The organism is Ruegeria sp. BE3 (assembly GCF_056538865.1).
Genome location: NZ_JBQFTW010000005.1, coordinates 77,046 through 98,132 on the forward strand (window position 1 = coordinate 77,046; position 21,087 = coordinate 98,132).

General features: G+C 57.7%; 19 protein-coding genes and 3 pseudogenes. 13 read left to right on the forward strand and 9 right to left on the reverse strand.

Going from position 1 to position 21,087, the window contains the following annotated elements; genetic code table 11:
- Positions 1-28: 28 nt before the first annotated feature.
- Positions 29-1,216 carry an ABC transporter substrate-binding protein gene (locus ACR0AZ_RS13325; protein WP_480472231.1) on the reverse strand — a complete coding sequence of 396 codons (1,188 nt, stop codon included), beginning with the start codon at positions 1,214-1,216 and terminating at the stop codon, positions 29-31.
- Between the two features lie 228 nt (positions 1,217-1,444).
- On the opposite strand from ACR0AZ_RS13325, the gene ACR0AZ_RS13330 reads away from it, so the two are divergent.
- From ACR0AZ_RS13330 to ACR0AZ_RS13355, 6 genes and pseudogenes are all read left to right on the forward strand, one after another.
- Positions 1,445-2,155, forward strand: a complete 711-nt coding sequence (locus ACR0AZ_RS13330) for a GntR family transcriptional regulator (RefSeq protein WP_480472230.1) — start codon at positions 1,445-1,447, stop codon at positions 2,153-2,155.
- 107 nt (positions 2,156-2,262) lie between these two features.
- A pseudogene (locus ACR0AZ_RS13335) lies at positions 2,263-2,520 on the forward strand (integrase core domain-containing protein); the annotation flags it as partial.
- 178 nt (positions 2,521-2,698) lie between these two features.
- Positions 2,699-3,061, forward strand: a pseudogene (locus tag ACR0AZ_RS13340) (DDE-type integrase/transposase/recombinase); the annotation flags it as partial.
- Positions 3,062-3,123: 62 nt separating this feature from the next.
- Positions 3,124-3,261, forward strand: a pseudogene (locus tag ACR0AZ_RS13345) (DUF2950 family protein); the annotation flags it as partial.
- A gap of 136 nt (positions 3,262-3,397) precedes the next feature.
- Positions 3,398-3,976, forward strand: coding sequence for a helix-turn-helix domain-containing protein (locus tag ACR0AZ_RS13350; protein ID WP_480667637.1), 579 nt, complete (start codon positions 3,398-3,400; stop codon positions 3,974-3,976).
- 116 nt (positions 3,977-4,092) lie between these two features.
- Positions 4,093-4,983 carry a LysR substrate-binding domain-containing protein gene (locus ACR0AZ_RS13355; protein WP_480667638.1) on the forward strand — a complete coding sequence of 297 codons (891 nt, stop codon included), beginning with the start codon at positions 4,093-4,095 and terminating at the stop codon, positions 4,981-4,983.
- Here the strand turns inward: ACR0AZ_RS13355 and ACR0AZ_RS13360 are convergent.
- The 3 genes from ACR0AZ_RS13360 to ACR0AZ_RS13370 are packed head-to-tail and all read right to left on the reverse strand — an operon-like array spanning position 4,970 to position 7,181.
- Positions 4,970-5,542 (reverse strand): thiamine pyrophosphate-dependent enzyme, encoded by a 573-nt coding sequence (locus ACR0AZ_RS13360; RefSeq protein WP_480472227.1) that lies wholly within the window; start codon positions 5,540-5,542, stop codon positions 4,970-4,972. The two genes, ACR0AZ_RS13355 and ACR0AZ_RS13360, sit on opposite strands and share 14 nt — an antisense overlap.
- The gene (locus tag ACR0AZ_RS13365; protein WP_480472226.1) at positions 5,539-6,087 is read right to left on the reverse strand and encodes a decarboxylase; all 549 of its coding nucleotides are present in this window, start codon (positions 6,085-6,087) and stop codon (positions 5,539-5,541) included. The genes ACR0AZ_RS13360 and ACR0AZ_RS13365 overlap by 4 nt, the downstream gene beginning before the upstream one ends.
- The gene (locus ACR0AZ_RS13370; protein ID WP_480667639.1) at positions 6,087-7,181 is read right to left on the reverse strand and encodes a pyridoxal phosphate-dependent aminotransferase; all 1,095 of its coding nucleotides are present in this window, start codon (positions 7,179-7,181) and stop codon (positions 6,087-6,089) included. The genes ACR0AZ_RS13365 and ACR0AZ_RS13370 overlap by 1 nt, the downstream gene beginning before the upstream one ends.
- A 130-nt stretch (positions 7,182-7,311) precedes the next feature.
- Between ACR0AZ_RS13370 and ACR0AZ_RS13375 the strand changes: the two genes are divergently transcribed.
- Genes ACR0AZ_RS13375 through ACR0AZ_RS13405 form a run of 7 tightly spaced genes read left to right on the forward strand, consistent with a single transcriptional unit; the run spans position 7,312 to position 14,965 of the window.
- On the forward strand, positions 7,312-8,337 hold the full coding sequence (locus ACR0AZ_RS13375; protein ID WP_480472224.1) for a succinylglutamate desuccinylase/aspartoacylase family protein: 1,026 nt from the start codon (positions 7,312-7,314) through the stop codon (positions 8,335-8,337).
- Complete coding sequence (locus ACR0AZ_RS13380; protein WP_480667640.1) at positions 8,334-9,794, forward strand: aldehyde dehydrogenase; 1,461 nt, start codon at positions 8,334-8,336, stop codon at positions 9,792-9,794. The genes ACR0AZ_RS13375 and ACR0AZ_RS13380 overlap by 4 nt, the downstream gene beginning before the upstream one ends.
- A 24-nt stretch (positions 9,795-9,818) precedes the next feature.
- Positions 9,819-11,189, forward strand: a complete 1,371-nt coding sequence (locus ACR0AZ_RS13385; RefSeq protein WP_480667641.1) for a Rieske 2Fe-2S domain-containing protein — start codon at positions 9,819-9,821, stop codon at positions 11,187-11,189.
- The gene (locus tag ACR0AZ_RS13390) at positions 11,186-11,818 is read left to right on the forward strand and encodes a hypothetical protein (RefSeq protein ID WP_480472221.1); all 633 of its coding nucleotides are present in this window, start codon (positions 11,186-11,188) and stop codon (positions 11,816-11,818) included. Before ACR0AZ_RS13385 ends, ACR0AZ_RS13390 begins: the two co-directional genes overlap by 4 nt.
- The gene (locus ACR0AZ_RS13395) at positions 11,818-12,444 is read left to right on the forward strand and encodes a hypothetical protein (RefSeq protein WP_480667642.1); all 627 of its coding nucleotides are present in this window, start codon (positions 11,818-11,820) and stop codon (positions 12,442-12,444) included. The genes ACR0AZ_RS13390 and ACR0AZ_RS13395 overlap by 1 nt, the downstream gene beginning before the upstream one ends.
- Positions 12,444-13,634, forward strand: coding sequence for a YlbE family protein (locus ACR0AZ_RS13400; RefSeq protein WP_480667643.1), 1,191 nt, complete (start codon positions 12,444-12,446; stop codon positions 13,632-13,634). The genes ACR0AZ_RS13395 and ACR0AZ_RS13400 overlap by 1 nt, the downstream gene beginning before the upstream one ends.
- Positions 13,631-14,965, forward strand: a complete 1,335-nt coding sequence (locus tag ACR0AZ_RS13405; RefSeq protein ID WP_480472218.1) for an amidase — start codon at positions 13,631-13,633, stop codon at positions 14,963-14,965. Before ACR0AZ_RS13400 ends, ACR0AZ_RS13405 begins: the two co-directional genes overlap by 4 nt.
- Here the strand turns inward: ACR0AZ_RS13405 and ACR0AZ_RS13410 are convergent.
- The 5 genes from ACR0AZ_RS13410 to ACR0AZ_RS13430 are packed head-to-tail and all read right to left on the reverse strand — an operon-like array spanning position 14,919 to position 20,789.
- Positions 14,919-15,851, reverse strand: coding sequence for an AEC family transporter (locus tag ACR0AZ_RS13410; RefSeq protein ID WP_480472217.1), 933 nt, complete (start codon positions 15,849-15,851; stop codon positions 14,919-14,921). The genes ACR0AZ_RS13405 and ACR0AZ_RS13410 overlap by 47 nt on opposite strands.
- Before the next feature lie 60 nt (positions 15,852-15,911).
- Positions 15,912-16,409 (reverse strand): sarcosine oxidase subunit gamma family protein, encoded by a 498-nt coding sequence (locus ACR0AZ_RS13415; RefSeq protein WP_480472216.1) that lies wholly within the window; start codon positions 16,407-16,409, stop codon positions 15,912-15,914.
- Between the two features lies 1 nt (position 16,410).
- Positions 16,411-19,281 carry a 2Fe-2S iron-sulfur cluster-binding protein gene (locus tag ACR0AZ_RS13420; RefSeq protein WP_480667644.1) on the reverse strand — a complete coding sequence of 957 codons (2,871 nt, stop codon included), beginning with the start codon at positions 19,279-19,281 and terminating at the stop codon, positions 16,411-16,413.
- Entirely contained in the window at positions 19,268-19,525 is a 258-nt protein-coding gene (locus ACR0AZ_RS13425; protein WP_480472214.1) for a sarcosine oxidase subunit delta, read from the reverse strand. The genes ACR0AZ_RS13420 and ACR0AZ_RS13425 overlap by 14 nt, the downstream gene beginning before the upstream one ends.
- A gap of 13 nt (positions 19,526-19,538) precedes the next feature.
- The gene (locus ACR0AZ_RS13430; RefSeq protein WP_480472213.1) at positions 19,539-20,789 is read right to left on the reverse strand and encodes an FAD-dependent oxidoreductase; all 1,251 of its coding nucleotides are present in this window, start codon (positions 20,787-20,789) and stop codon (positions 19,539-19,541) included.
- Between the last annotated feature and the right edge of the window lie 298 nt (positions 20,790-21,087).

The following is a 21,087-nucleotide window of genomic DNA, read 5'->3' on the forward strand; positions in this document are numbered from 1 at the left end:
GGCTTTTGCCTTGATTGGGAGTATTGCCTCAGTCAACTTCAGCGACGAAAAGCGTGTCAAACTCTCCGTCCTGATAGACATTCACTACCAGCGGAACGGCAATCTGACGCTTTTGTCCAAACGATGTGGTCCCCACATACCGCATCGTGGCGTCGCCTTTCATGAAGGGATTGGGGGCCTCAAACGTATCCATCGTGGTCTGGAAAGCAGTAACGTCGTCAATGCCAGCCGGGTTGGCGTTCAACGTCGCCAGAATGTATTCCAGCGCATAAACTTTGGTGTTCGACTCGTCGTTATACTCGCCGAACATATCGGTATAGCGTTTGACGAACTCCTTCATGTCATCCGATGCGATCTCGGGCGTTGACGCGCCACCGACAGAAATGAACCCATTGGCCAAATCCCCTGCCCCTTCGCGCAGAACTGTCGCGTCCTGCGCAGTTTCGGTCGAGATCAGGCCCTGGAATCCAAGTTCACGTGCCGAGCGGATCAGTTGCGGCGCATTGGCCGGAGAGACGCCCGAAAGAACCAGCAAATCGGGCTGGGTACGCATGACCGGGGTCAGGACCGGAGTAAAATCGGTGGTATCCACCTGATAGGTGACGTTGTCCGAAACAACCTCAAGCCCCAGCGCCTTGGCCGCTTCCACACCACCGTCCCGCTGGCTTAGCGGGTCGGATTCGTTCGCGGCAACAAACGCCACGGTCTTCACGCCCTTCTCGTCTTTCAGGTACTTATAGATCGCAGGACCAGATTGGTAATTCGCCACCATCCCCAGAACCGCGTTGGATGCGGGTGCGGTATAAAGTTCTTTCGGGAAGGCGTAAGGGAAATACATGATCCCGTTGGCCTCGGCCACGGGGCGCACGGCGGCAGCACCGTCATCGACATTCGGGCCGACCACATAGTGGATGCCTTCCTGCGCCATCTTTTCCATGCCCGCGATTGCGCGCTTGGGGTCTTTCTGGTCATCGAAGGATACGATCTCGATATCATAGGTCGTATCGCCGATCTTATACCCGCCCTTTTCATTGAGCCACTCGGCGCGAGCCTCCATTGAGCGCTGGTTGGAAATCCCCCAGGCTGCCGCCGGGCCGGATGTCACGCCCACAAATCCGATCTTGAGGACAGGGTTTTCCGCCCAGGCCGCAGAAGCCAGCGCCGTTACGGAAAATGCCAGGGCGACTGAAGTTTTCATCAGGGTTCTACGTTTCATTCTTTCCTCCCTATGAGGTCTCGGCGCCTCTTCTGTGCGCTTGGCGAAGTAAACAATGCGTCGGGTCGAATCCCGGAATGCACCTTGGATACTGCATTGTTAACAATCTATGTCAACGTTTTTAGTAAACGTATCTGTTGAATTTGTGAACAGAAGTCCAATATATTGTCAGTTAAGAGTAGTACGGCTAAATACGATCGACGTGTATTCCAGCCAAATTGGAACAAGATGACAGACGCCCAGCAAAAACTCGACACCGTTCAAACCGATCCGAATGAGCAATTGATCGTCGACCGTATCTATTCGGCAGTCATGGAACAAAAGCTGGCACCCAGAACCAAGTTGAGCGAACAAACTTTATGTGAAACTTTCGGCGTCGGTCGGATGCGGGTCCGAAGAGCTTTGCTGCTGCTGAGTAGCCAAGGCATTGTCGAACTGCGCTCAAATCGCGGCGCCTTTATTGCCTGCCCGAGTCCTAAGGAAGCCCAGGAGGTTTTCGAAGCTCGCTTGATGATCGAAACGGGCATCGTGCGAGAATTGACACGTGAGATCAGCAGCGCAGGTGTCAATGCGTTGCGAACACATATCGAAAAAGAAGACGAAGCTCGCGCAAGAAACGACAGAACTGAGGTTATCAGACTTTCCGGCGAGTTTCATGTCGAATTGGCTAAATGCCACAATAACGCGGTACTCACACGCGTCGTTAAGGAACTGGCGACCCGATCGTCTCTGATCGTAGCACTGTTCGGCACCCACAAGGATTCATCTTGTCCAGATGATGAGCATGCATCAATCATTGATGCAATCGTGAGTGGCGACCCGCAATCCGCAGAAGACAACATCCGACACCACCTTCTCCATATAAAAAACAGCCTGGATCTGGAGCAAACCCAAAAGGTTGAACCCGATCTTGCTAAGATACTCACCGGGCGCATGTAGTTGGTCGTGCCCAAACTATTAGAGGGGACTACGTCAACGAAGTTGTGGGCGCACTTGTCCTGCGACTTCGGTAAACAGCAGAAAACCGGATGTCATTACACTTGGGAATTGCCGCTGTCGGCGCCAGAACGGCATACATTGATTTAGGCTCGCCTTGGGAGAATGGATGTTGCGATAGCTTCAACGGTCGAATGAGGGATAAACTGCTCAATGGCGAGATATTCCATAACCTGCGCGAAGCGCAGATCGTCATCGAAAATTGAAAAAAGCACTACAACACCAGAAGACCACACATTGCATTGGCTTATCGCCCATCAACGCCAGAACCCATCGTGCCGATAGGCCAAAGGCCGATCATGCACTAACAATCAAATTGGACCCGGCAGATGGGGTCACTCAACCCTGATCCCCCCTGCTGAAATAGTCTTCTGCCATCATTAGCGAACGGAGAATCAAAATGGAAACGAAACGACACAAGCCCGAAGAGATTATCACGAAGCTACGGTAAATTGAGGTGCTTGGGTTGGGCAAAAGAACCGTCCAGTAGCGACCAGGCTCTTTGGCAAAGCGCTGTCGTCAAGTCAATTCCCGAGTAAGATCGTCATCGACAAAAGCGGTGCTGATGCGACCGGCATGCGAGAAGTGAACAGAATTCTGAGGCGATTTGGGTGCCCCGCCAAAGCACAGACAATCAAGCCCCAGTATCTGAGCAACATGATCGAACAGGATCATAGATTCATCAAGCGTCTCATCGGGCACATGTGTGGGTTCAAATCGTTCAGATTTGTCTCGGCTACTTTGGACGGCATCGAAGTCGCGAACATGATCCAGAAGGGCAATTCTCCAGCACTACGACTGCGGGCTTTCGGATGTTTGCTGAGATCGCAGGATAGGTGTGTCCAGTAAGTCGCTGGCGCTGGATGTCACAAAAGTTTGCGACACATCCAGCCTAGGTTCCCTCTTATTATGGCGAGATTGGCATCCTTTATTTCATGGTTGGCGAAACTGGCATTGTCTATGAGGCAAGTTTCGGTCGTGAGTCGCTAGAAGTGGCAGAGGGGTTTTCGGTATTCGATCTCGAACCAGATTGGACGCCAGTCGAGTAGTAAACCAAGGTTCGAGTTTTTCCCGTATAGTTGCTTTCGCCAACGGCGGTACAAATGATTGACTGGGCCAACAAAATTGGCGCAACTATAGAAATTAGCTTTAGGCGAACCATCTTCGAGATCGGCACGGAAGACTGTGATCAAACAAAGAGATATTGAGCACGATGTCGGACAAACGCTGCTGAGATTGAGGCAGGAACGTAATCTGACCCTTTCTGAGTTGGCCACTGCAGCGCAGATTTCAACGTCGATGATCAGCCGTATCGAGAATGGTAGCGTCTCGCCCTCTCTTGGGACGCTTCAGGCTTTGGCGGGGGCAATGGATGTCCCTCTGATGGCATTGTTCGCACATACCGAGGTTTCAGCAGACGTGCATCATGTCAAAGCCTGCGAAGGATTGGCCTCGCGGCGGATCACACAAGGACACGCGCATGACTACCTGTTGCTTGGCAAGCATGGCGGGCCAGGCGGCATGTTTCAATCTGCGAGGATCAGCATCTCGAAAGACCAGTCAGAAACGTTGCCAAGTTATCAGCACGAAGGATACGTCTTTCTGTACCTGATCAAGGGTGATGCAGTGTATCGGTGCGGTACAGAAAACTTTGCCATGACAACCGGCGATACCCTGAGTTTCGATGCCAAATTGCCTCATGGGTTTTCCGAGATCGTGTCAGACAGCATCGAATTCATTACTGTCTCGACACGCCCACAATAATGATGGCCTCACGTTGTCCGCGGACTTTTACAACATAACTTTCCTCGACCATTGTCGGTCGTTACATAATATTTTACTATGAGTAGCCAACCCAAAGAACGACAGCGTTGCCCCATATGAAGATCACATTCAAACAGGTTGACGCGTTTCGTACCGTTGTATCGACCGGAACGGTGACCGAGGCTGCAGCGATGCTTGGGATATCGCAACCGGCGGTCAGTCGGTTGATTTCGGATTTCGAGGCCGAGGTTGGTTTTCAACTGTTCCAACGGTCAGGACGGGTATTGGTGCCCACCGATGAAGCCCGGTTGCTGGTAGAAGAGGTGCGCCAGGCTGTCAGCGGTATGGAGCACATCAAAGACTCGGCCGCTGCAATCGGTAAATTCGGTCATGCCCGGCTGAATCTCGTGATCACGCCGGGGGTCTCTTCTCAACTGGCACCCGATCTACTCGGTGAATTCGCAACCGCTTGGCCGCACGCCATGGCGCGCATGGAAATCGCCCCCAGCGACGATGCGGTCGAATGGATGGTATCTCAGAACTATGATTTTGGGATCACGACGACTGAACCGGCCAATCCCTCTTTCGAAAGCCTTGTTATCCGTGACAGCGATGTGTGCTGCGTGCTGCCCACTGGCCACCGTCTGGCAGATAATACAATCGTGCAGGCGCGGGACTTGGAGGGTGAGAACTTCATATCTTACATGCCGTCTTCACGCTTCCGGTTCGAGATCGATCAGTTTTTTGAAGCAAAAGACATCGCACGGCACATGCAGTACGAAACCCGGACCACCGATGCCGTTTGTCGTCTGGTCGCTCGAGGCCTTGGCGTTTCTGTCGTCGGGGCCAGCCTTGAATACCTCAAGACACTACCCGACTGCGTCGCCCTGCCCTTTGCCGCGCCGCTGACGTTTCGGGCAGTATTGTTCTGGTCCAAGAACAAACCACTCACGGCCGTTGGGCAATCTTTTCTGAAAATCGTCCAGACGAAAGTCACCCGCGATTGAGCGCCTCGCGAAATGTTTCGCGGGCCTGCGCACTGTGGATATAGGCGTAGTCTCGCGGGTGCGATTCTCCGGCTTGTATCTCCATTGAAACGAATTGCGGGCCGCTGGCCGACAAGACATGTGGCAGTGACTCTGAGAATTGGTCAAGCGCTGTAAAGCGCTGCACTCCGGCATAGCCCGCGGCCCATGCCATGGCCGCAAAGTCGACGCGTTCAGCACCAGGCAAGGGATGTGATCCGTTTACTTCATACACCCTGTTGGCGGACAGGAAATGATACAAGTTGCTGACCCCGGCATTGGCAATCGTCACAAGCGAGCCGAGGTTCATTAGCAAACTGCCGTCCCCGTCCAGAACGATCACCCGCCGGTCAGGATTTGCCAGCGCCAGCCCCAGACCGTGTGAGGATGCCTGGCCCATCGCTCCGACAGCCACGTAGTTCAGATCGCGCGGGTTCAGCGCCAACCAGTCGAAACAACTTTGGTAGACCGCGACCACGATATCTTCTTCGCGTACATGCGGGATCAATGCCTTAAGAGCCGCGTCTCGATACATGATCATGGGGCCTCCGGCGATCGGCCAATCAAGAAGATATGAGGTCTGGACGCCGCATAGGCAGCCTCAACCATGGACGGAATCTGAGCCTCGTCCCCCGGTGCCTCGATCAAAGAATGCGACAGGTTCATCGCGTCCAGAACCGGCTGGATGATCCGAACACCGTACGCGGCCGATTGATCCGGTAGCAGATGCGGTTCTTTCCCTTGCAGGCCAACCATCATGACGATGGGCAATTCGTAGTCGACACCAATCGCCCGGATCGCATTCAATGAATCCATCAAACCGGTCTGCTGCATCATCAGTATTGCCCGCGTGCCGTTGTAAGACATCGCGCCACAAATACTGACGCCTTCATCTTCCTTGCAGATCCGGGTCAGGCGAAAATCGGGATCGCGCGAGATCGGCCATAACAGACCATCGCTGGTCACTATGTCCGGCAGGGCCACAACTTCACCGATGTGGCACGCTTTGATAGCTGCAATGATAGCGGCCCCGGACACATGCGCCACCGACGGCGCGTCGTTGCGGGATTGCGGTGCAGCGACCATCACGAAGCTCCGTCCAGAAACGCGGCGATCCCGCAACGCGCCGCATGCATTTCATGAGGGTGACCAACGGTGATGCGGATGTAGTCGTGGTAAGCAGCCGAGGCGAATCTGCGCACGGCAACGCCACGTTGTCGCAGAAATCGATCGGCCGCTTCGGCAGATTTTCCTTGGTCCGGGAAGCGAACCAATACGAAATTGGCCTGACTTGGTACAACCTCCAACCCCAGAGCACGCAATTCTGTTTCGATCCAGCGCCGTCCCTGCGCGTTGGCTTGGAAAACCGCCTGCGTATGCGCCTTATCTTCCAACGCGGCGATGGCCGCGGCAACCGAAGGAGACGCAACCGGGAACGTCAACCCGATCCGCCGTACGCTGTCCACAACGTCGCTGGGCCCGTACATCCACCCCACGCGTGCCCCGGCCAGCCCGTATATTTTGGAAAATGTCCGGCACATAACCACATTTTCTGAATCCTCGACCAGCCTGTGTGCAGGCTCGTAATCATGGGCATCGACATATTCTTCGTATGCGGCATCAATGATCAGCAAAACATGGTCGGGCAATGCCGCATGTAGCAGTCGCAACTCGGCCCGGTTCAGGTAGGTTCCAGCCGGGTTTTCGGGATTGGCAAGGTAGACCACGCGCGTACGTTCACTTAGCGCGTCGATCATTCGGTCCACCGACGGCTTGAAGCTGTCATCATCAACAGACACGACCTCGGCATCATTGGCATAGGCGTAGTTGGGCACTTTCAGATAGCCATTGGCGCTGCGGATCAGCTCGGTTCCTGGCCCCAGATACGCGCGGGCCAGCCGTGCCAACAGATCGTCCGATCCCTGCCCGGTTGTGATCCGCGCCGCGTCCAGCCCAAAATGCGCGGCAATGGCAGGGGCCAGAATTTGGTCTGGATTTTCCATGTACCGCTCGACCGAACTAATGGCCGCACAAGCGGCGGCACGCGCGTTCGGGCTCGGGCCAAAAACGTTCTCATTTGAATTCAGCAGAGCCGCTGGCGGTGGCACGTCGTCGGACGCCCCGCCCACCATATGAGGTTTGATTTTTTCGATTCCCGCTTTCGCGCGCGTCAGAGTCATAGAGTTCCTCCGGCAGAGCCAAGGATGGCTTTGCGCCATCGCACTTCATATCACATAACAATAGATTTTTTACAATTCACTTTCAAAAAAATTATGATATGAAGTGGATGCGCCAGCAAAAAGAAATCGGATGACCCGCACAGAATCTCACCAATCTAGTAGGCTGCACCTGACCATCGATCTTGATGCGCCGGGCAGGCAGGTGGGCGATCTGATGCTGAAGTGGTCGGACAATTCGGTGCCGCTGGGCTATCACCCAGTACCGGTGATCAGCCTGAAAGGGCGGCCGGGACCGAGTGTTCTGGTCCTTGGCGGTACGCATGGGGATGAATTCGAAGGACCGGCCGCGATAATGCGGCTCGCGGCGCGCCTGAACTCCGACGAGTTGGCTGGACAGGTGATCCTGATCCCCGGGCTAAGCGCACCGGCGCTGGCGGCTGCGTCCCGTGTCTCTCCGCTGGATGGTCAGAACCTGAACCGTGCCTTTCCCGGAGAAGCCGATGGCGGTCCAACCGCAATGCTGGCGCATTTTGTCGAGACGGTTCTTTTGCCACGCGTGGACGCCGCAATCGACTTGCATTCCGGGGGCAAAGCCTCGGTCTTCGAACCCTGCGCATTAGCCGCCCGTACGCAAGACAAGGCGCTCACCTCCGCCAACATGGATCTTGCCCGTGCCTTTGGATTGCCTTTGATCTGGGTGCTGGGCACACATAATGACAATCGATCTGTAAACTCGGCAGCCGCGCGGACCAACACGCCCATGATCGCGACCGAATTGGGCGGAGGAGGAGGAGTTGATCCCGAAATCACCGATTTGGCTGAAACGGGTTTGCTTCGATGCCTCAGGCATCTGGGAATCTTGCAGGGCGATCAGCCCAAGCAAGTAGCAGCAGAATGCGTGGAGATCGCTGACCCGTCGCAATCGATATACGCCCCCGCGGATGGTTTGTTTGATCGGCGCAGTAGGGCTGGCCAATACGTCGAACGTGGTACACTCGCTGGAAGGTTGCATTTCCCGGCGGAGCCTGAGCGTGCATCAATAGATCTGAACTTCTCTGCCTCGGGGTATGTTCTGGCCCATGGCAACCGGGGCGTGGTCTGCCGCGGCGATCTGCTGGCACTGGTGGCACAACCTGCGGTCGGAGACATTGAATGAGGGCGTACACTCCATTCATCTCGGGCGTGTTTGTGGACTGGAGCGGCGAAATGTTGACCAGCATCGACCCCGCAACAGGTCAAGGGTGGAGCACCATCGCCCGCGGCAATGCCCAAACCGCCGATCAGGCAATCCGAGACGCTGATTACGCCTTTCGCAACGGGCCATGGGCCAAAACGGGCCCAAATGAACGCGCCGATATGCTCGACCGGCTGGCGGATGTTCTGGAACATCGATGGGAAGAGCTTGTAACACCGGAAATCCGCGACAATGGCAAACGGATCACCGAAGTGCGGGGCCAGTTTTCCGGGCTGCACACTTGGTTTCGCTACTTCGCCACCCAAGTGCGCAAGCTGGGACCCGAAGCACAAGCGAACTCCATCCACGGTGTCCACAGCGTCGGCCATCACATTCCCTATGGCGTAGTTGTTGCCATTACGCCGTGGAATTCACCCCTGATGATCCTGGCATGGAAACTGGCCCCGGCCTTGGCGGCGGGCAATACAGTGGTCGTCAAACCATCGGAAATGGCGTCGGCCTCGACTTTGGAATTCGCGCGCCTGGCACATGACGCGGGCTTGCCACCCGGCGTGTTGAACGTCGTCACCGGGCTGGGGCATGAGGTCGGCGAAGCGTTGGTACGGCACCCTTTGACACGTAAAGTCACCTTTACCGGATCAGATCTAGGCGGTCGCAAAGTGGCCGAGGCTGCGGCGGCAGGTGTGATCCCCGCCGTACTGGAACTGGGCGGCAAGTCACCCCAGTTGGTGTTCGCCGATTGCAATCTTGACAACGTGGTCAATGGGATTTTGTCCGGGATCTTCCTGTCCAATGGTCAGACCTGCGTCGCCGGTTCACGCCTGATCGTTGAGGCGGGCTTGAAAGACACGCTGGTCTCGCGCCTGATCAACCGCGCGCGTATGTTGAAGATGGGCGATCCGATGGACCCTGAAACACAGATCGCACCGCTGGCCAACGAACCCCATCTGCACAAAGTCATTGCGATGATCGACCAAGCCAAAGCCGAAGGGGCCGTTTGTGTACTGGACGGGTTGGAATCCACTGCAGGGCGCGACGGGTTCTATGTCGGGCCGACCATATTCGACGGTGTTTCGCCTGAGATGCAGCTTTGGCGGCAAGAGGTCTTCGGCCCTGTACTGGCAGTCACCAGCTTTGAGACCGAAGACGAAGCCATCGCGCTGGCCAATGACAGTGACTACGGTCTGGCCGCAGGGGTCTGGACGACAGACTCCAAGAAAGGCGAACGGGTTGCTGAAGCCATTGCAGCAGGCACAGTTTACATCAACCATTATCGCAGCGTCGATCCCGCCAGCCCCATCGGCGGGATCAAGCTGTCGGGCTATGGCCGTGAGCTTGGTCCCGACGCCATCAAGGATTTTTGCCAAACCAAATCGATCTGGACCGGTGCCCAACCGATGCCTGATCCCTTCCCCTGACCACCGGCGTGCACGGAGGACGCAATGAACGATCATTTCTCGGCCCCCCAAGGCAATTTCCGCGGCCATGACCAGCAGAATGTCTGGCACGAAACCCCTGACCCTGAGCTGACCGAAGTTGGCCCCGGCACACCTTGCGGTGAGTATCTGCGCCGATTCTGGATGCCGGTTGCGATGACGGACCAGATCGGTGACCTGCCCTATCGCATCCGCATCCTGGGCGAAGATCTGGTTCTGTTCCGCGAAAAGAAGGAGGGCAAACTGGGTCTGACCCATCTGCATTGCTGCCACCGCAACATGAGCCTTGAGTTTGGTATTGTCGAGGAAGGCGGCATTCGCTGTTCCTATCACGGCTGGAAATACGGGCTGGACGGCACCGTTCTGGAAACCCCGTGCGAACCGCCCGCTTCTCAGGTCAAGAAAAAGGCCTGTCTTGGGGCCTACCCTGTGATCGAGTACAACGGCTTGGCCTTTGCCTATATGGGCCCGGCCAGTGAACAGCCGCCCTTCCCGGTGATGGACACGTTTGACGAAGAGGGCGATGAACTGGTGCCCTACCTCATCAAATCCCCCTGCAACTGGCTGCAAGTGATGGAAAACGCCTGGGACCCCTTCCACGTGGTCTACCTGCACACGCTGGCCGTGCGCAGCCAGTTCATCGATGCTTTTGCCGAAATGCCGATGATCGAGTTTCACGAAAGCCAGACGGGCGATTTCTACACCAATGTCCGACGCGTCGAGGATATCGTCTGGGTCAGGATACATGACCACATGCTGCCATCGTTCACGCAGAATGGGGGTCATTTCCCGGTTCCGGACGGGCCGCGCTATTTCGGGCGCTGCGGGTTGTCGCGCTGGATCACTCCAATTGACGACACCAACACGATGGTCATCGCCTGGCGACATTTTCGGGATGCTGCGGCAAATGACGACCCCAAGGGGCTGACGGACAAAAGCAAGGTTGGCTACGGCATGACAGATTTCTATGGCCAAGACCCGGACCGTCCCTATGAGATGCGCCAGCGTGATCCGGGCGACTACGATGCCTGGGTAAGCCAAGGACCAAAGAACATCCATGCGCGCGAAAACCTCAGCTTTACCGACCGGGGTGTCGCCAAGGCGCGCCGCCTGCTACGCAACGCCATTCGCGCCCTGCAAAACGGTGAACGCCCGCCGCAACCCTCCGACAATTTCGCAGACAAGGTGATCCCGACCTATGCCGGGGATACGATGCTGCGCATTCCGTTGCAGGAGGGTCGCGACGATGGGGCGGTGCTGAAAGAGATTTCGCATCAAGTGGCCGAGATCTACAAATCCGGCGACCATCTTCAGGGCGACGCCCGTAGGGCGTTCATCATCGACGCCCTCAAAGACTACGAGGCAAGCTGGTCATGACTACACGCATTCCCCACAACCCCGGCCGCGTTGACTGGTCCGGCGAAAACCCCGGCATCTATCTGAAACGGGATCCCGAACAGGATCATTACGACACGCTGGCGCTGTTCTTTCGGGTGGTTCTGTCGCCCTATGGGCGCGGGAATGCAGCGTTGATCCTGGGTGCTCCGGATCAGGCGCAGGGCTGGCCGCAAGTGCCTAACCTTATCATGACCGACAACCAGCGAATGATGCGCTGGATCGTAGATGGCTGGGTGACCAAAATGCCAACCTTTATCGGCAAGGCCGGGCTAGGCGCAATGACATGGCTGGATTGCGACAGCGTGGAAAAGCGTCCCGGCGACTTGAAATCCCGGTACTCCGAAACCCTGCGCGGATCGGGCGTGACGGTCGAGATGATCTGGCAGGATATGGGCCCACCGTTGCCAGTTGAGGTGACCAAGGAAAACTCGGCCACCAAAGCGCATGAGATGTATTCTGTGTTCCTTGAGGCCAAAGCGGCACAGATTGTGGTCAACGGCACCCCCCTGCCCGGTCAGGTTGCCAGCCGCCAGTTCTTTGGTCGCACCATGTCGACCGCGTTTCTCGCCTTCTCTGAGACCTGGGTGACCCCGCAGGAGGATCTGTGATGCCTTTGAATGAACCGATCACCCCCGGCACCGTTGATTGGACCGGCGAAAACCCCGGCATCCTGCTGAAAGACGACAACGACAATTTCTCGGCTATGGCACTGTTTTTTCGCGTGGCATGGTCTCCGGTAGGTCAGGGGCAGGTTTTGCTGCTCTACGGAGCACCGGATCGGATTGAGGGATCGCCCGACGCACCAAACGTGATCCTGAGCGACAATCCAGACCTTACGGCGTTTCTGAAGACCAATTTCATCAGCAAACTGGCCGCTTTCGCCAACGCCCCAGCCTTTGCAACCCTACCCGAGATCGGCGCGCAGGTCGTACGCTCAACCGGTGATCCCATGAGCCATCGCTATACCGAGACCATCGTCGGCGAGAACCTGACAATTGAGCTGATCTGGGAGGGGTTCGAACCACCCCGCGCGCTGGAATTGTCTCCGCATGAGGTCGCCTCGGGCGAGCAGAACATGTTCTCGCTTTTGGTGCCCGCACATTCAGCGCAGATCATCGTCAATGGCCACCCGCTGCCGGGCAAGCTGGGCACACGCGTGCAGGCCGGATACGAGACGACGACTGCATTTCTGTATTTCTCGGAAACTTGGATCATTCCACCAGAGGGCACGTGATGCTGCATCCGGCCGATCAATTAGCCTTTGACCGGGCAATGGTGACGCAACCGGTCTGGAACCGGTTCAATACGGCATCTGAGGCGCTGGGTCTGGATGAAAACGTGCTTCTGCACGCCGGTCCTGCCTTTGCCAGTCCGAATCAGATCACTGTACCGATCCTGAATTCGGCCTGTGTTGCTGCCGTCTGGCAAGGTCTGGCGAAGGATTTTGATCAGGCCGAGGCGATGATCAGCGGGGGTGAGATCGTTTTGAAGCCTGCGCAGGACCACGACGTCGTGACACCTCTGGCTGCCGTGGTCTCGGCCGATATGCCGCTACATACGATCTATGATGCATGGCGCGGGCAGCAACGGGTCTATGCACCGATCAACGCAGGCAGTCGCCCCGCTATGCGGCTGGGGCTGCGGTCCGAGGCGGTTCTGGATCATATCCGATGGCTCAACACCCGGTTTCTGGATGTTTTGGAGAAAGGGCTTGCCGAGGGGATCGCACTGGTACCACTGGCCGTGATCGGCTTGCTAGGCGGGGATGACTGTCACGGCCGTACCCCTGTGGCGGCGCAGGCACTGATTGCAGAACTCAAGGATCGAACGCCCGGCGGGATCACCGATCACGATGTGCTGGCGTTCATTAACAGCTCGCCCTCGCTGTTTCTGAACCTGTGGATGGCCGCCACCAAGTGCATGATGAAACTGGCCGAAGGGATTGACAGTTCCAGCTTCGTAACGGCGGCAGGCGGCAATGGGCGAGAGGTCGGCATTCAGGTTTCCGGCCTTCCGAACCAATGGTTCACGATTCCAGCCGGCACGCCGAAAGGCACATTCGACGTGGACTTGCCAAAAGACCGAGCCTTGGGCGCGATTGGTGACAGCGCCGTGGTCGAAGCCTTTGGGCTGGGCGCGATGGCCATCGAATTGAGCCCCGAACAGCAAAAAGGGCTTGGTGCCTATCTGCCCGATGACGCACAAGCGCGCATGTCGGGCCTGTCGGTTGGTGCGCACCCTTATTTCCGAGCGTTGGATGTAAGGTTGGGCAGCACGGCGCGTGGTGCCGTTGCGCAGGGGTCGGGGCCAGTGATCGGCTTAGGTATCCTTGACCGGCTGGGTCAAGCCGGACGGTTGGGTGGTGGCATCTACGACATGCCCGTCACACCGTTTGCAGCAGCGTTGAAAGCGTTGGAGGCATGATCGCGCTGAATCAACACTCTGCCCATGTGCTTGCCGCGATGATCCAGCGGGGTGAGGTGAAACCGTCCGAGGTGATGGCCGCACATCTGGACCGGATCAAAGATCGTGAACCTGTCATCGGGGCCTTCCAGACCCTCGATGCGGCGCGCGCCATGGAGCGGGCCTATGCCGCCGATGCACTCCCCTCTGGCGGCGCGCTCCATGGCGTGCCTTTTGTGATCAAGGACATCATCGACACAGACGAAATGCCAACAGGGTGGGGCAGCGACCTGTATGCCAGGCGGAGCCCAGAGCGCAATGCGGCCTGTGTACAGGCCTTTCTAGACGCCGGTGCAATACCGATCGGTAAAACCGTCACTACCGAATTTGCCTATTTCAGACCGGGCAAGACCGCCAACCCGGCCAACCCAGCACACACTCCTGGTGGGTCGTCATCCGGCTCGGCCGCGGCTGTGGCCGATTTCATGACACCGCTCGCATTCGGGTCTCAAACGGCCGCGTCGCTGATCCGACCTGCCGCCTATTGCGGGGTATGCGGGTTCAAGCCAACGACCGGACGGTATGATCTGACGGGTGTCATGGGGCTGTCCGAAAGCCTTGATACGCTGGGTATTCTGACCCGTGACCCTCGGGACCTGGCTCTGTCCGACGCTGTGTTGCGCGGTACAGACCTGCGTCCGCCACCTGAGTTCGATGATGCCCTGCCCCGGATCAGCTTAATGCGCGGCCCATATTGGCAGGACGGCTCAGTCGAAATGCGGGATACCTGCACGCGCGCCCTGGGCGCCATTGCCGCCACCGGCGCTGAGGTCGGAGAGATCGTCCACCCGCCTGTTTTTTCCGAACTCACTCAGGCTCAGATCGCTGTTATGGGGTACGAGGTCGCGCGACAACGCGCGACGGAGTACGCGGTCGGCGTTCCCGGTATCAGCCCGCAGTTTCATGAGCTTGTCACCGCAGGTTTGGCAGTCAGCGACAGGGAATACCGTGCAGCTCTGGACCTGCGGGACCGTGCAGATGCGATGCTGGATCAAATGTTCCGCGACATAGATGCGCTTTTGGTTCCCTCTGCGCCCGGACCGGCCCCTATGGGATTGGAGGCGACCGGAGATCCGCTTTATTCTCGCATGTGGAACCTGTTGCAAGTGCCGTCGGTGGCGCTGCCCTTTGGGACCGATCAAAACGGGCTGCCACTAGGCATTCAACTGATCGGACGAAAAGGTGGTGATGCCCGCCTATTAGATACCGCGGCCTGGGTTCACCAACATCTATCGCGATTAGCCATCACGGGATCAGCGGCAACAGCACGGCGAGCGAGACCGGAATGCTGACGGCGGCAATCAGCGTCTGTAGCGTAACAATAGCCGCCATCAGCGGTGCATCACCACCCAGTTGCTTGGCCAGCGTGTAGGACGAGGCACCTGTCGGCACGACCGAATAGACGACCGCAATCTGCAGCACATCGCGTGGCAGCCCGGTCAGCAAGCCGATCACCAGGACCGCGACAGGAAACACAACCATCTTGCCCGCAAAGGCAAGGATCAAAGGCAGCGTGCTGGCAGCCATAGCACGAACCCTCAGATTGGCCCCCACCGCAAGCAAGGTAATCGGCAAAGCCCCCGCCCCCAAAACATCCGTTACATCATGCACGACCGCGATCCTGTCCCCGATCAACTGGTTGGCGCAAACCGCCAGAAAGATCGAGATCACGTATGGATTGCGCGCCAGTTCTCGCAAAATGGCGATGGGCAGGCTATTGGCGCGGTCGCTTTTCAGCGCACCGACCATCAAGATGACCATCACGATATTGGTCGTCGGCACCAATATCGCCGTTGCAAGAATAGCGATGTCCAGTGCCGCCGGCCCGTACAGATTGGCCGCCAGTGCAAGACCAATGAATGAATTGTGCCGCGCGCTGCCTTGCAAAATCGAAGTCGCCTGAGGCGGTGCGAACCCCAGCAGACGGGCGGAGACAACTGCAAACACAAGTGCCGCCACAAACCCGCCCAGAATAGCCATCGAATAAAGCCCCAAAGCCGACTTGTCCAAAGGTGACAGTGAGATTTTGCTGAACAAAAGGCAGGGCATCAGAACCCAATAGACAAGCTTGTCATTCAGGTTCCAGAAATCGGTACTGGGAATACCGCCTTTGCGCAGGGCAAGCCCCAGCGCAATGATCAGGAAGATCGGCAGGATTGAGGTCAGCGTCATCAGCATTGCGGCATCTCTTTCACCCCGGTGATTACCGATCCGCTGTGCCGCCCCGCGCCTGTTGGGTCAAGCCATGGCCCGCGCCAGATAGTCGTCGATCATGTCACCAAAGCTCTGTTCGACCGCGAACTCGAACCCGTCCTGATACCGCATCACCAGTGCCTTGAGGCCAAAAACCTCGGAATAGGTCACTGCATCCGGTCCGAACACGCTGTCATGCAGGTCCAGCGGGCAGGCAATCGCCATGATCTCGGCCGCATCGGGACCAGTAACGCGGAAAAAGGTCATCGTGTCCGAAACCCGAACGATACTGATATCAGCCGGGCAGTCCGTGGGTTTCAACTGGGCCTCCAGAGCCTCTTCCCGCGCCAGCGGCGCTCGGGCGATCCAATGATCACGACCGACATAGAAAAGCTCCGTCCCCTCTTCTTCCGTCCGGTGATTGGCACGGTCCGGAAAACCCGGCAATGTATCGCAAACCCAGGCCCCGACCGCCTCAGCCGCTCCCTTGAGGTCGAACAACGCGGTCAGCCCGCAGCGTTGAACCGTAACATCGTAGCTCATCTCAGGACCTCAGCAGTTTGCCTTCGGGATCGTGGAACACCGGTTTCGTCACCTTGACCGGGATCACATCATCCTTCAGCCGAACATGGGCGGTTTCGCCCTGACGCGCATGGCCGTTTTCCAACAGCGCCAGCCCGACCCAGCGGTTGTTCACAACGCTCCAAACACAGGCCGTGACCAGCCCGTCTGTCGCCTCTTTCCGGCCTCCCGGCGTCAGGGGCGCGCCTTCTGGGATTTGTCGGTTGGGATCTTCTGGCAGGATGCCCACCAACTCGCGCCGTGGCGCACCGCGCGATCGGCGCAGCGCAATCGACCGTTTGCCCAGATAATCCGACTTTTTCTTGGACATCGCCCAACCCATACCCAGATCATAGGCATCGACGGTCCCGTCAACCTCGTGTCCCAGTGACAAAAACCCTTTTTCGACCCGCAGCACATGGCTGGATTCCGACCCTACAGGCAGAATGCCAAAGGGCGTGCCGGCTTCCATCACCTTTTCCCACAGCTCGGCCATGTGGCGGGGGGCGACATTCACCTCAAAGGACAGCTCTCCGGTAAAACTTACGCGCACGACCCGAGCCGGCACTCCGGCGACAGTGCCTTCGCGGAAGGACATGAACGGAAATGCCTCGGTTGAGAGGTCAATATCGGTGCAAAGCGCCTGCATCACTTCACGCGATTTGGGGCCGCATATGGTGGCATTGTTCCACTGGCTGGTGATCGTGGTGATCATCACCTGCCAATCGGGAAACTCGGTCTGCAGCAGTTTCTCCATATGCTGGTTCACCGCATCCGCATGGCCTGTCGAGGTCGAGATTAGCCAGCGATGCTCATCCAGTCGAAAGGCCACGCCATCATCCAGGATCAAGCCATCCTCGGTCAGCATCAAGCCATACCGCCCGTCACCCGGTTTCAGGCTGGACATGATGTTGGAGTAGATGAAATCCAGGAATTTCGGAACGTCTCGCCCTTTCAATTCGAACGTCCCCAGCGGCGAGCCGTCATAGACACCCACGCCCTCACGCACGGCACGACATTCGCGGTTCACCGCCTCTTGCAGACCTTCGTTGGGTTTCGGAAAATACCCCGGACGCCGCCAGCGGGCGCCAGCTTCGTACATCACCGCACCATTATCCTTGTTCCACTGGGTCACAGGGGTATGACGATACGGGAACAGCCTCCAGCCTTCGCGCAATCCACCTATCGCGCCGAAGGACACCGGAGTGTACGGTGAACGAAAGGTTGTTGTGCCGATCTCTTGCAGCGGCAGACCCTTTTCCATCGCGACAGTGCCGATGATGTTGATATTGCCGGTCTTGCCTTGATCAATGCCCATGCCACCGGTTGTATAGCGTTTGACATGTTCGACATTGTCATAGCCTTCGCGCAGGGCCAGATGCACATCGCTGACCGAGACATCATTCTGAACGTCCAGAAATGCCTTGCCGCGCTGACCGGGAACATCCACCCGCCAAAGCGGTTCAATCGCATAGGTAAGATCTTCACCCCCATCGACAATCCGATCAAGCGTCAGATTGCCCGCCGCCGCGCCCACGGCTCGACAGGCCTGCGCCGCCTGATCGGGACAGAAGGCCGCCAGATCCTCGTCAAACCGTAACGTGCTACGGGACTGAGACCACAGATGCACCGTTGGGTTCCACCCGCCGGAACACGCCAGCAGGTCGCAGTCGATCCAAACTCCCGCTCCACCGGTTTTGGGCACAGCCTTTACGGCGCGGACACTCTTGTGCCCTCGAACCTCACTGACGACGGTCGCGACATGCACCGTGACCCCGGACACCAGATCCAACGCCGCCTGTGGCACCTTGTTACGACTGTCAAGGATCGCCTCGACCGTGACGCCTGCGGCAGCCAAATCTGCGGCCACTGCATAAGCGCTGTTGTTGTTGGTAAACAGCACCACGCGCTGTCCTGGCATCACGCCCCAACGATTCACATATGCTTGCACGGAAGAGGCCAGCATCACGCCGGGGCGATCATTGTCGCCGAATACCATCGCGCGTTCGGTAGCCCCGGTTGCGATCACAACCTCGGCTGCACGAACCCGCCAACTGCGTTCAAGGATCCCATCCACCTCGGGGTCACGCTCATTGACAATCATCAGATTGTGCTCGCGATAAGCCCAGACGGTTGCATTTTGCAGATGGGTCACGTTCTGCATCCCGTCCAACTCGGACACCGCGTCGGCCACCCAATCCATTGCCGGGCGGCCCCCGATGGTCAGGTTCCGATTGAGCAGGCTGCCGCCAGCCTCGGTCCCCTCATCCGCCAGAAACACCCGCTTGCCCGCACGCCCTGCCTCAAGCGCTGCTTGCAATCCGGCGGGACCCGCCCCGGCGATCAGCACGTCGGCATGGGCATGCCGTGCCTCGAAATGACCCTTGGACGGAGGTTTGGACGGAGCAGCAGCCAGACCGGCGGCCTTGCGGATCGACGGTTCAAACAGGTGCCAGTTGGGCCATTTGAATGTCTTGTAGTAAAACCCGGCCGGGATGAAGCGTGTGAACAGCTGGTTGATACCACCCAGATCGAACTCGGGTGAAGGCCAGCAATTGACCGACCTTGCACTCAGGCCGTCGCGCAGCGGTACGGTGGTCGCAGGGCGGTTGCCCGAGGCATCATTGCCATCCAGTTCCACTAGAGTCGCGGGTTCCTCGGGGCCGTGACCCATGATCCCGCGCGGGCGGTGATATTTGAAACTGCGCGCGGTGACACGAACACCGTTGGCCAGCAGAGCCGATGCGAGCGTATCCCCTTCGTAACCCTCATAAGGCTTGCCGTTGAACGTAAACCGCACAGGGCGGTTTCGGTCGATACGCCCACCCGAAGCGCGGCGGTTACTCTGTGCCATCGGGTGCCTCCACAATGTCATGGGTCCGGGTGTCGCGCCAGATCGTGAACCATTCACCGCACCCGCGCGCGTGCCACCATTTTTCTTGGACCGGCCCCAGCGGATTTGGCGTTACAGTCAGATATTCGACCCATTCTGCATCGCTGACCGCATTGGGGTCGGGACGATCCGCCCCAACCGGTCCCCCATAGATGAATTCGCTTTCATTACGCTTGCCACAGAACGGGCAGGTTATAAGCAACATGATCCGTCCTTTCCTATCGCGCAGTGGTGGTGCCAGCTTCCATTACGAAATCCAGATACCGGAACCGACCGAGCGTGAAGGGCGCCATCAGCGGGTGCGGTTGTTCCTTGGCAACCAGATGCGCCAGTGTCAGTCCGCCCGCCGGGATCGCCTTGTACCCGCCCCACCATCCGGCGGTGACGAACAGGCCCGGAACTTCGGTCTGGTCCATGATGGGTGAGGCATCATGCGCAATATCCAGATGCCCGCCCCATTGCCGCATCAGCTTGAGCTTTTTGAAACTTGGGAACAGAGACAGCATCGCGGTCACTGTATCCTCGAAGACGTGCTGTTTGATGTCGCGGCGAAAGCTCTGCCCCATATCGGGTGCCCCGCCAATTACCAATTCGCCCTTGTCGGACTGGCTGAAATAGAACCCACTATCGGGGCAGTTCACGATCACATCGACCAGAGGCTTCACCGGCTCGGACACAAATGCCGTCAGGTTTATCGTCCGCAAAGGCAGCTTCAGCCCAACCGTCTCGGTCAGCGTTGTCGTATGTCCCGAAACGGCCACCACCACCTTGTTTGCCTTAACGACGCCGCGATTTGTCTCAACCCCTTCGATCCTGCCATCTGCCCCGCGTATCAGGGATTGCACTGCGGTTTGCTGGTGAATTTCAACCCCGCGCGCGTCCGCCGCGCGCGCATAGCCCCATGCCACGGCGTCATGCCGGTTCACACCCGCATCCGTATGCACCATCCCGCAGATCACCGGCAGGCGTGCATCAGGCCCACCCCCAGTCAGCGCCGGAATGCGTCGGCGCAATTCCTCGGTCGTGATTTGCTCATAGGTCGAGCCGTAAATATCCATCGTCAACTGCCGCCTGCGCAACTCACGCAGTTTGGGCCAGGTCTGCACTACATCCACCATGGTGCGCTTTGAGTGCATCATGTTGAAGTTCAGCTCATCCGTGAGCCCTTCGTACATGGCAACGGATTTGACGTAGAACGGAATCGACTCGTCCCGCATGTAATTCGAGCGGATCGTGACGGTGTTGCGGGCGATGTTTCCGCCCCCAAGCCAGCCGCGCTCAAGCACCGCAACGTTTGTGATGCCGAATTCCTTGGCCAGATAGTAGGCGGTTGCCAGCCCGTGGCCCCCCGCCCCGATCACAACCACATCATACTGATCTTTCAGCGGTGGGCTGCGCCAGGCCAGTTGCCAGTTACGGTGGCCGGACAGCGCATTCCGGGCAAGAGAGAAGATGGAGTATCTTTGCATGATAGTAATAATATTTATTAATATGCACTTTTCGTCAATGAGTTTTTGCCCGTTTGCCTTCGATAGCTCGATAAGCTCAGCCCTATGCGGTTTTGAAAAATTCAGGTAATGTATAGCCATGAGTTTACGCGTAGCGCAGTTCCATCAACGCCTCGCCGGCAAGTGGTCGGCGCGGTCACAATGGCCCTGCTTCATCATCAACTGCCGCAGCTCACCTGCCTTGTAACGCCAGATCAACCGGGCGCGATGCGCCCTCTATCTGTAACAGCCTCAGAGGGTGAGGCGATGGAAATGGACG

What these genes read in the sequence shown, in the direction of transcription:
- ACR0AZ_RS13325 (WP_480472231.1), bottom strand. Translation starts at nt 1,216, where the DNA reads ATGAAACGTAGAACCCTGATGAAAACTTCAGTCGCCCTGGCATTTTCC.
- ACR0AZ_RS13330 (WP_480472230.1), top strand. Translation starts at nt 1,445, where the DNA reads ATGACAGACGCCCAGCAAAAACTCGACACCGTTCAAACCGATCCGAAT.
- ACR0AZ_RS13355 (WP_480667638.1), top strand. Translation starts at nt 4,093, where the DNA reads ATGAAGATCACATTCAAACAGGTTGACGCGTTTCGTACCGTTGTATCG.
- ACR0AZ_RS13360 (WP_480472227.1), bottom strand. Translation starts at nt 5,542, where the DNA reads ATGATCATGTATCGAGACGCGGCTCTTAAGGCATTGATCCCGCATGTA.
- ACR0AZ_RS13365 (WP_480472226.1), bottom strand. Translation starts at nt 6,087, where the DNA reads ATGGTCGCTGCACCGCAATCCCGCAACGACGCGCCGTCGGTGGCGCAT.
- ACR0AZ_RS13370 (WP_480667639.1), bottom strand. Translation starts at nt 7,181, where the DNA reads ATGACTCTGACGCGCGCGAAAGCGGGAATCGAAAAAATCAAACCTCAT.
- ACR0AZ_RS13375 (WP_480472224.1), top strand. Translation starts at nt 7,312, where the DNA reads ATGACCCGCACAGAATCTCACCAATCTAGTAGGCTGCACCTGACCATC.
- ACR0AZ_RS13380 (WP_480667640.1), top strand. Translation starts at nt 8,334, where the DNA reads ATGAGGGCGTACACTCCATTCATCTCGGGCGTGTTTGTGGACTGGAGC.
- ACR0AZ_RS13385 (WP_480667641.1), top strand. Translation starts at nt 9,819, where the DNA reads ATGAACGATCATTTCTCGGCCCCCCAAGGCAATTTCCGCGGCCATGAC.
- ACR0AZ_RS13390 (WP_480472221.1), top strand. Translation starts at nt 11,186, where the DNA reads ATGACTACACGCATTCCCCACAACCCCGGCCGCGTTGACTGGTCCGGC.
- ACR0AZ_RS13395 (WP_480667642.1), top strand. Translation starts at nt 11,818, where the DNA reads ATGCCTTTGAATGAACCGATCACCCCCGGCACCGTTGATTGGACCGGC.
- ACR0AZ_RS13400 (WP_480667643.1), top strand. Translation starts at nt 12,444, where the DNA reads ATGCTGCATCCGGCCGATCAATTAGCCTTTGACCGGGCAATGGTGACG.
- ACR0AZ_RS13405 (WP_480472218.1), top strand. Translation starts at nt 13,631, where the DNA reads ATGATCGCGCTGAATCAACACTCTGCCCATGTGCTTGCCGCGATGATC.
- ACR0AZ_RS13410 (WP_480472217.1), bottom strand. Translation starts at nt 15,851, where the DNA reads ATGCTGATGACGCTGACCTCAATCCTGCCGATCTTCCTGATCATTGCG.
- ACR0AZ_RS13415 (WP_480472216.1), bottom strand. Translation starts at nt 16,409, where the DNA reads ATGAGCTACGATGTTACGGTTCAACGCTGCGGGCTGACCGCGTTGTTC.
- ACR0AZ_RS13420 (WP_480667644.1), bottom strand. Translation starts at nt 19,281, where the DNA reads ATGGCACAGAGTAACCGCCGCGCTTCGGGTGGGCGTATCGACCGAAAC.
- ACR0AZ_RS13425 (WP_480472214.1), bottom strand. Translation starts at nt 19,525, where the DNA reads ATGTTGCTTATAACCTGCCCGTTCTGTGGCAAGCGTAATGAAAGCGAA.
- ACR0AZ_RS13430 (WP_480472213.1), bottom strand. Translation starts at nt 20,789, where the DNA reads ATGCAAAGATACTCCATCTTCTCTCTTGCCCGGAATGCGCTGTCCGGC.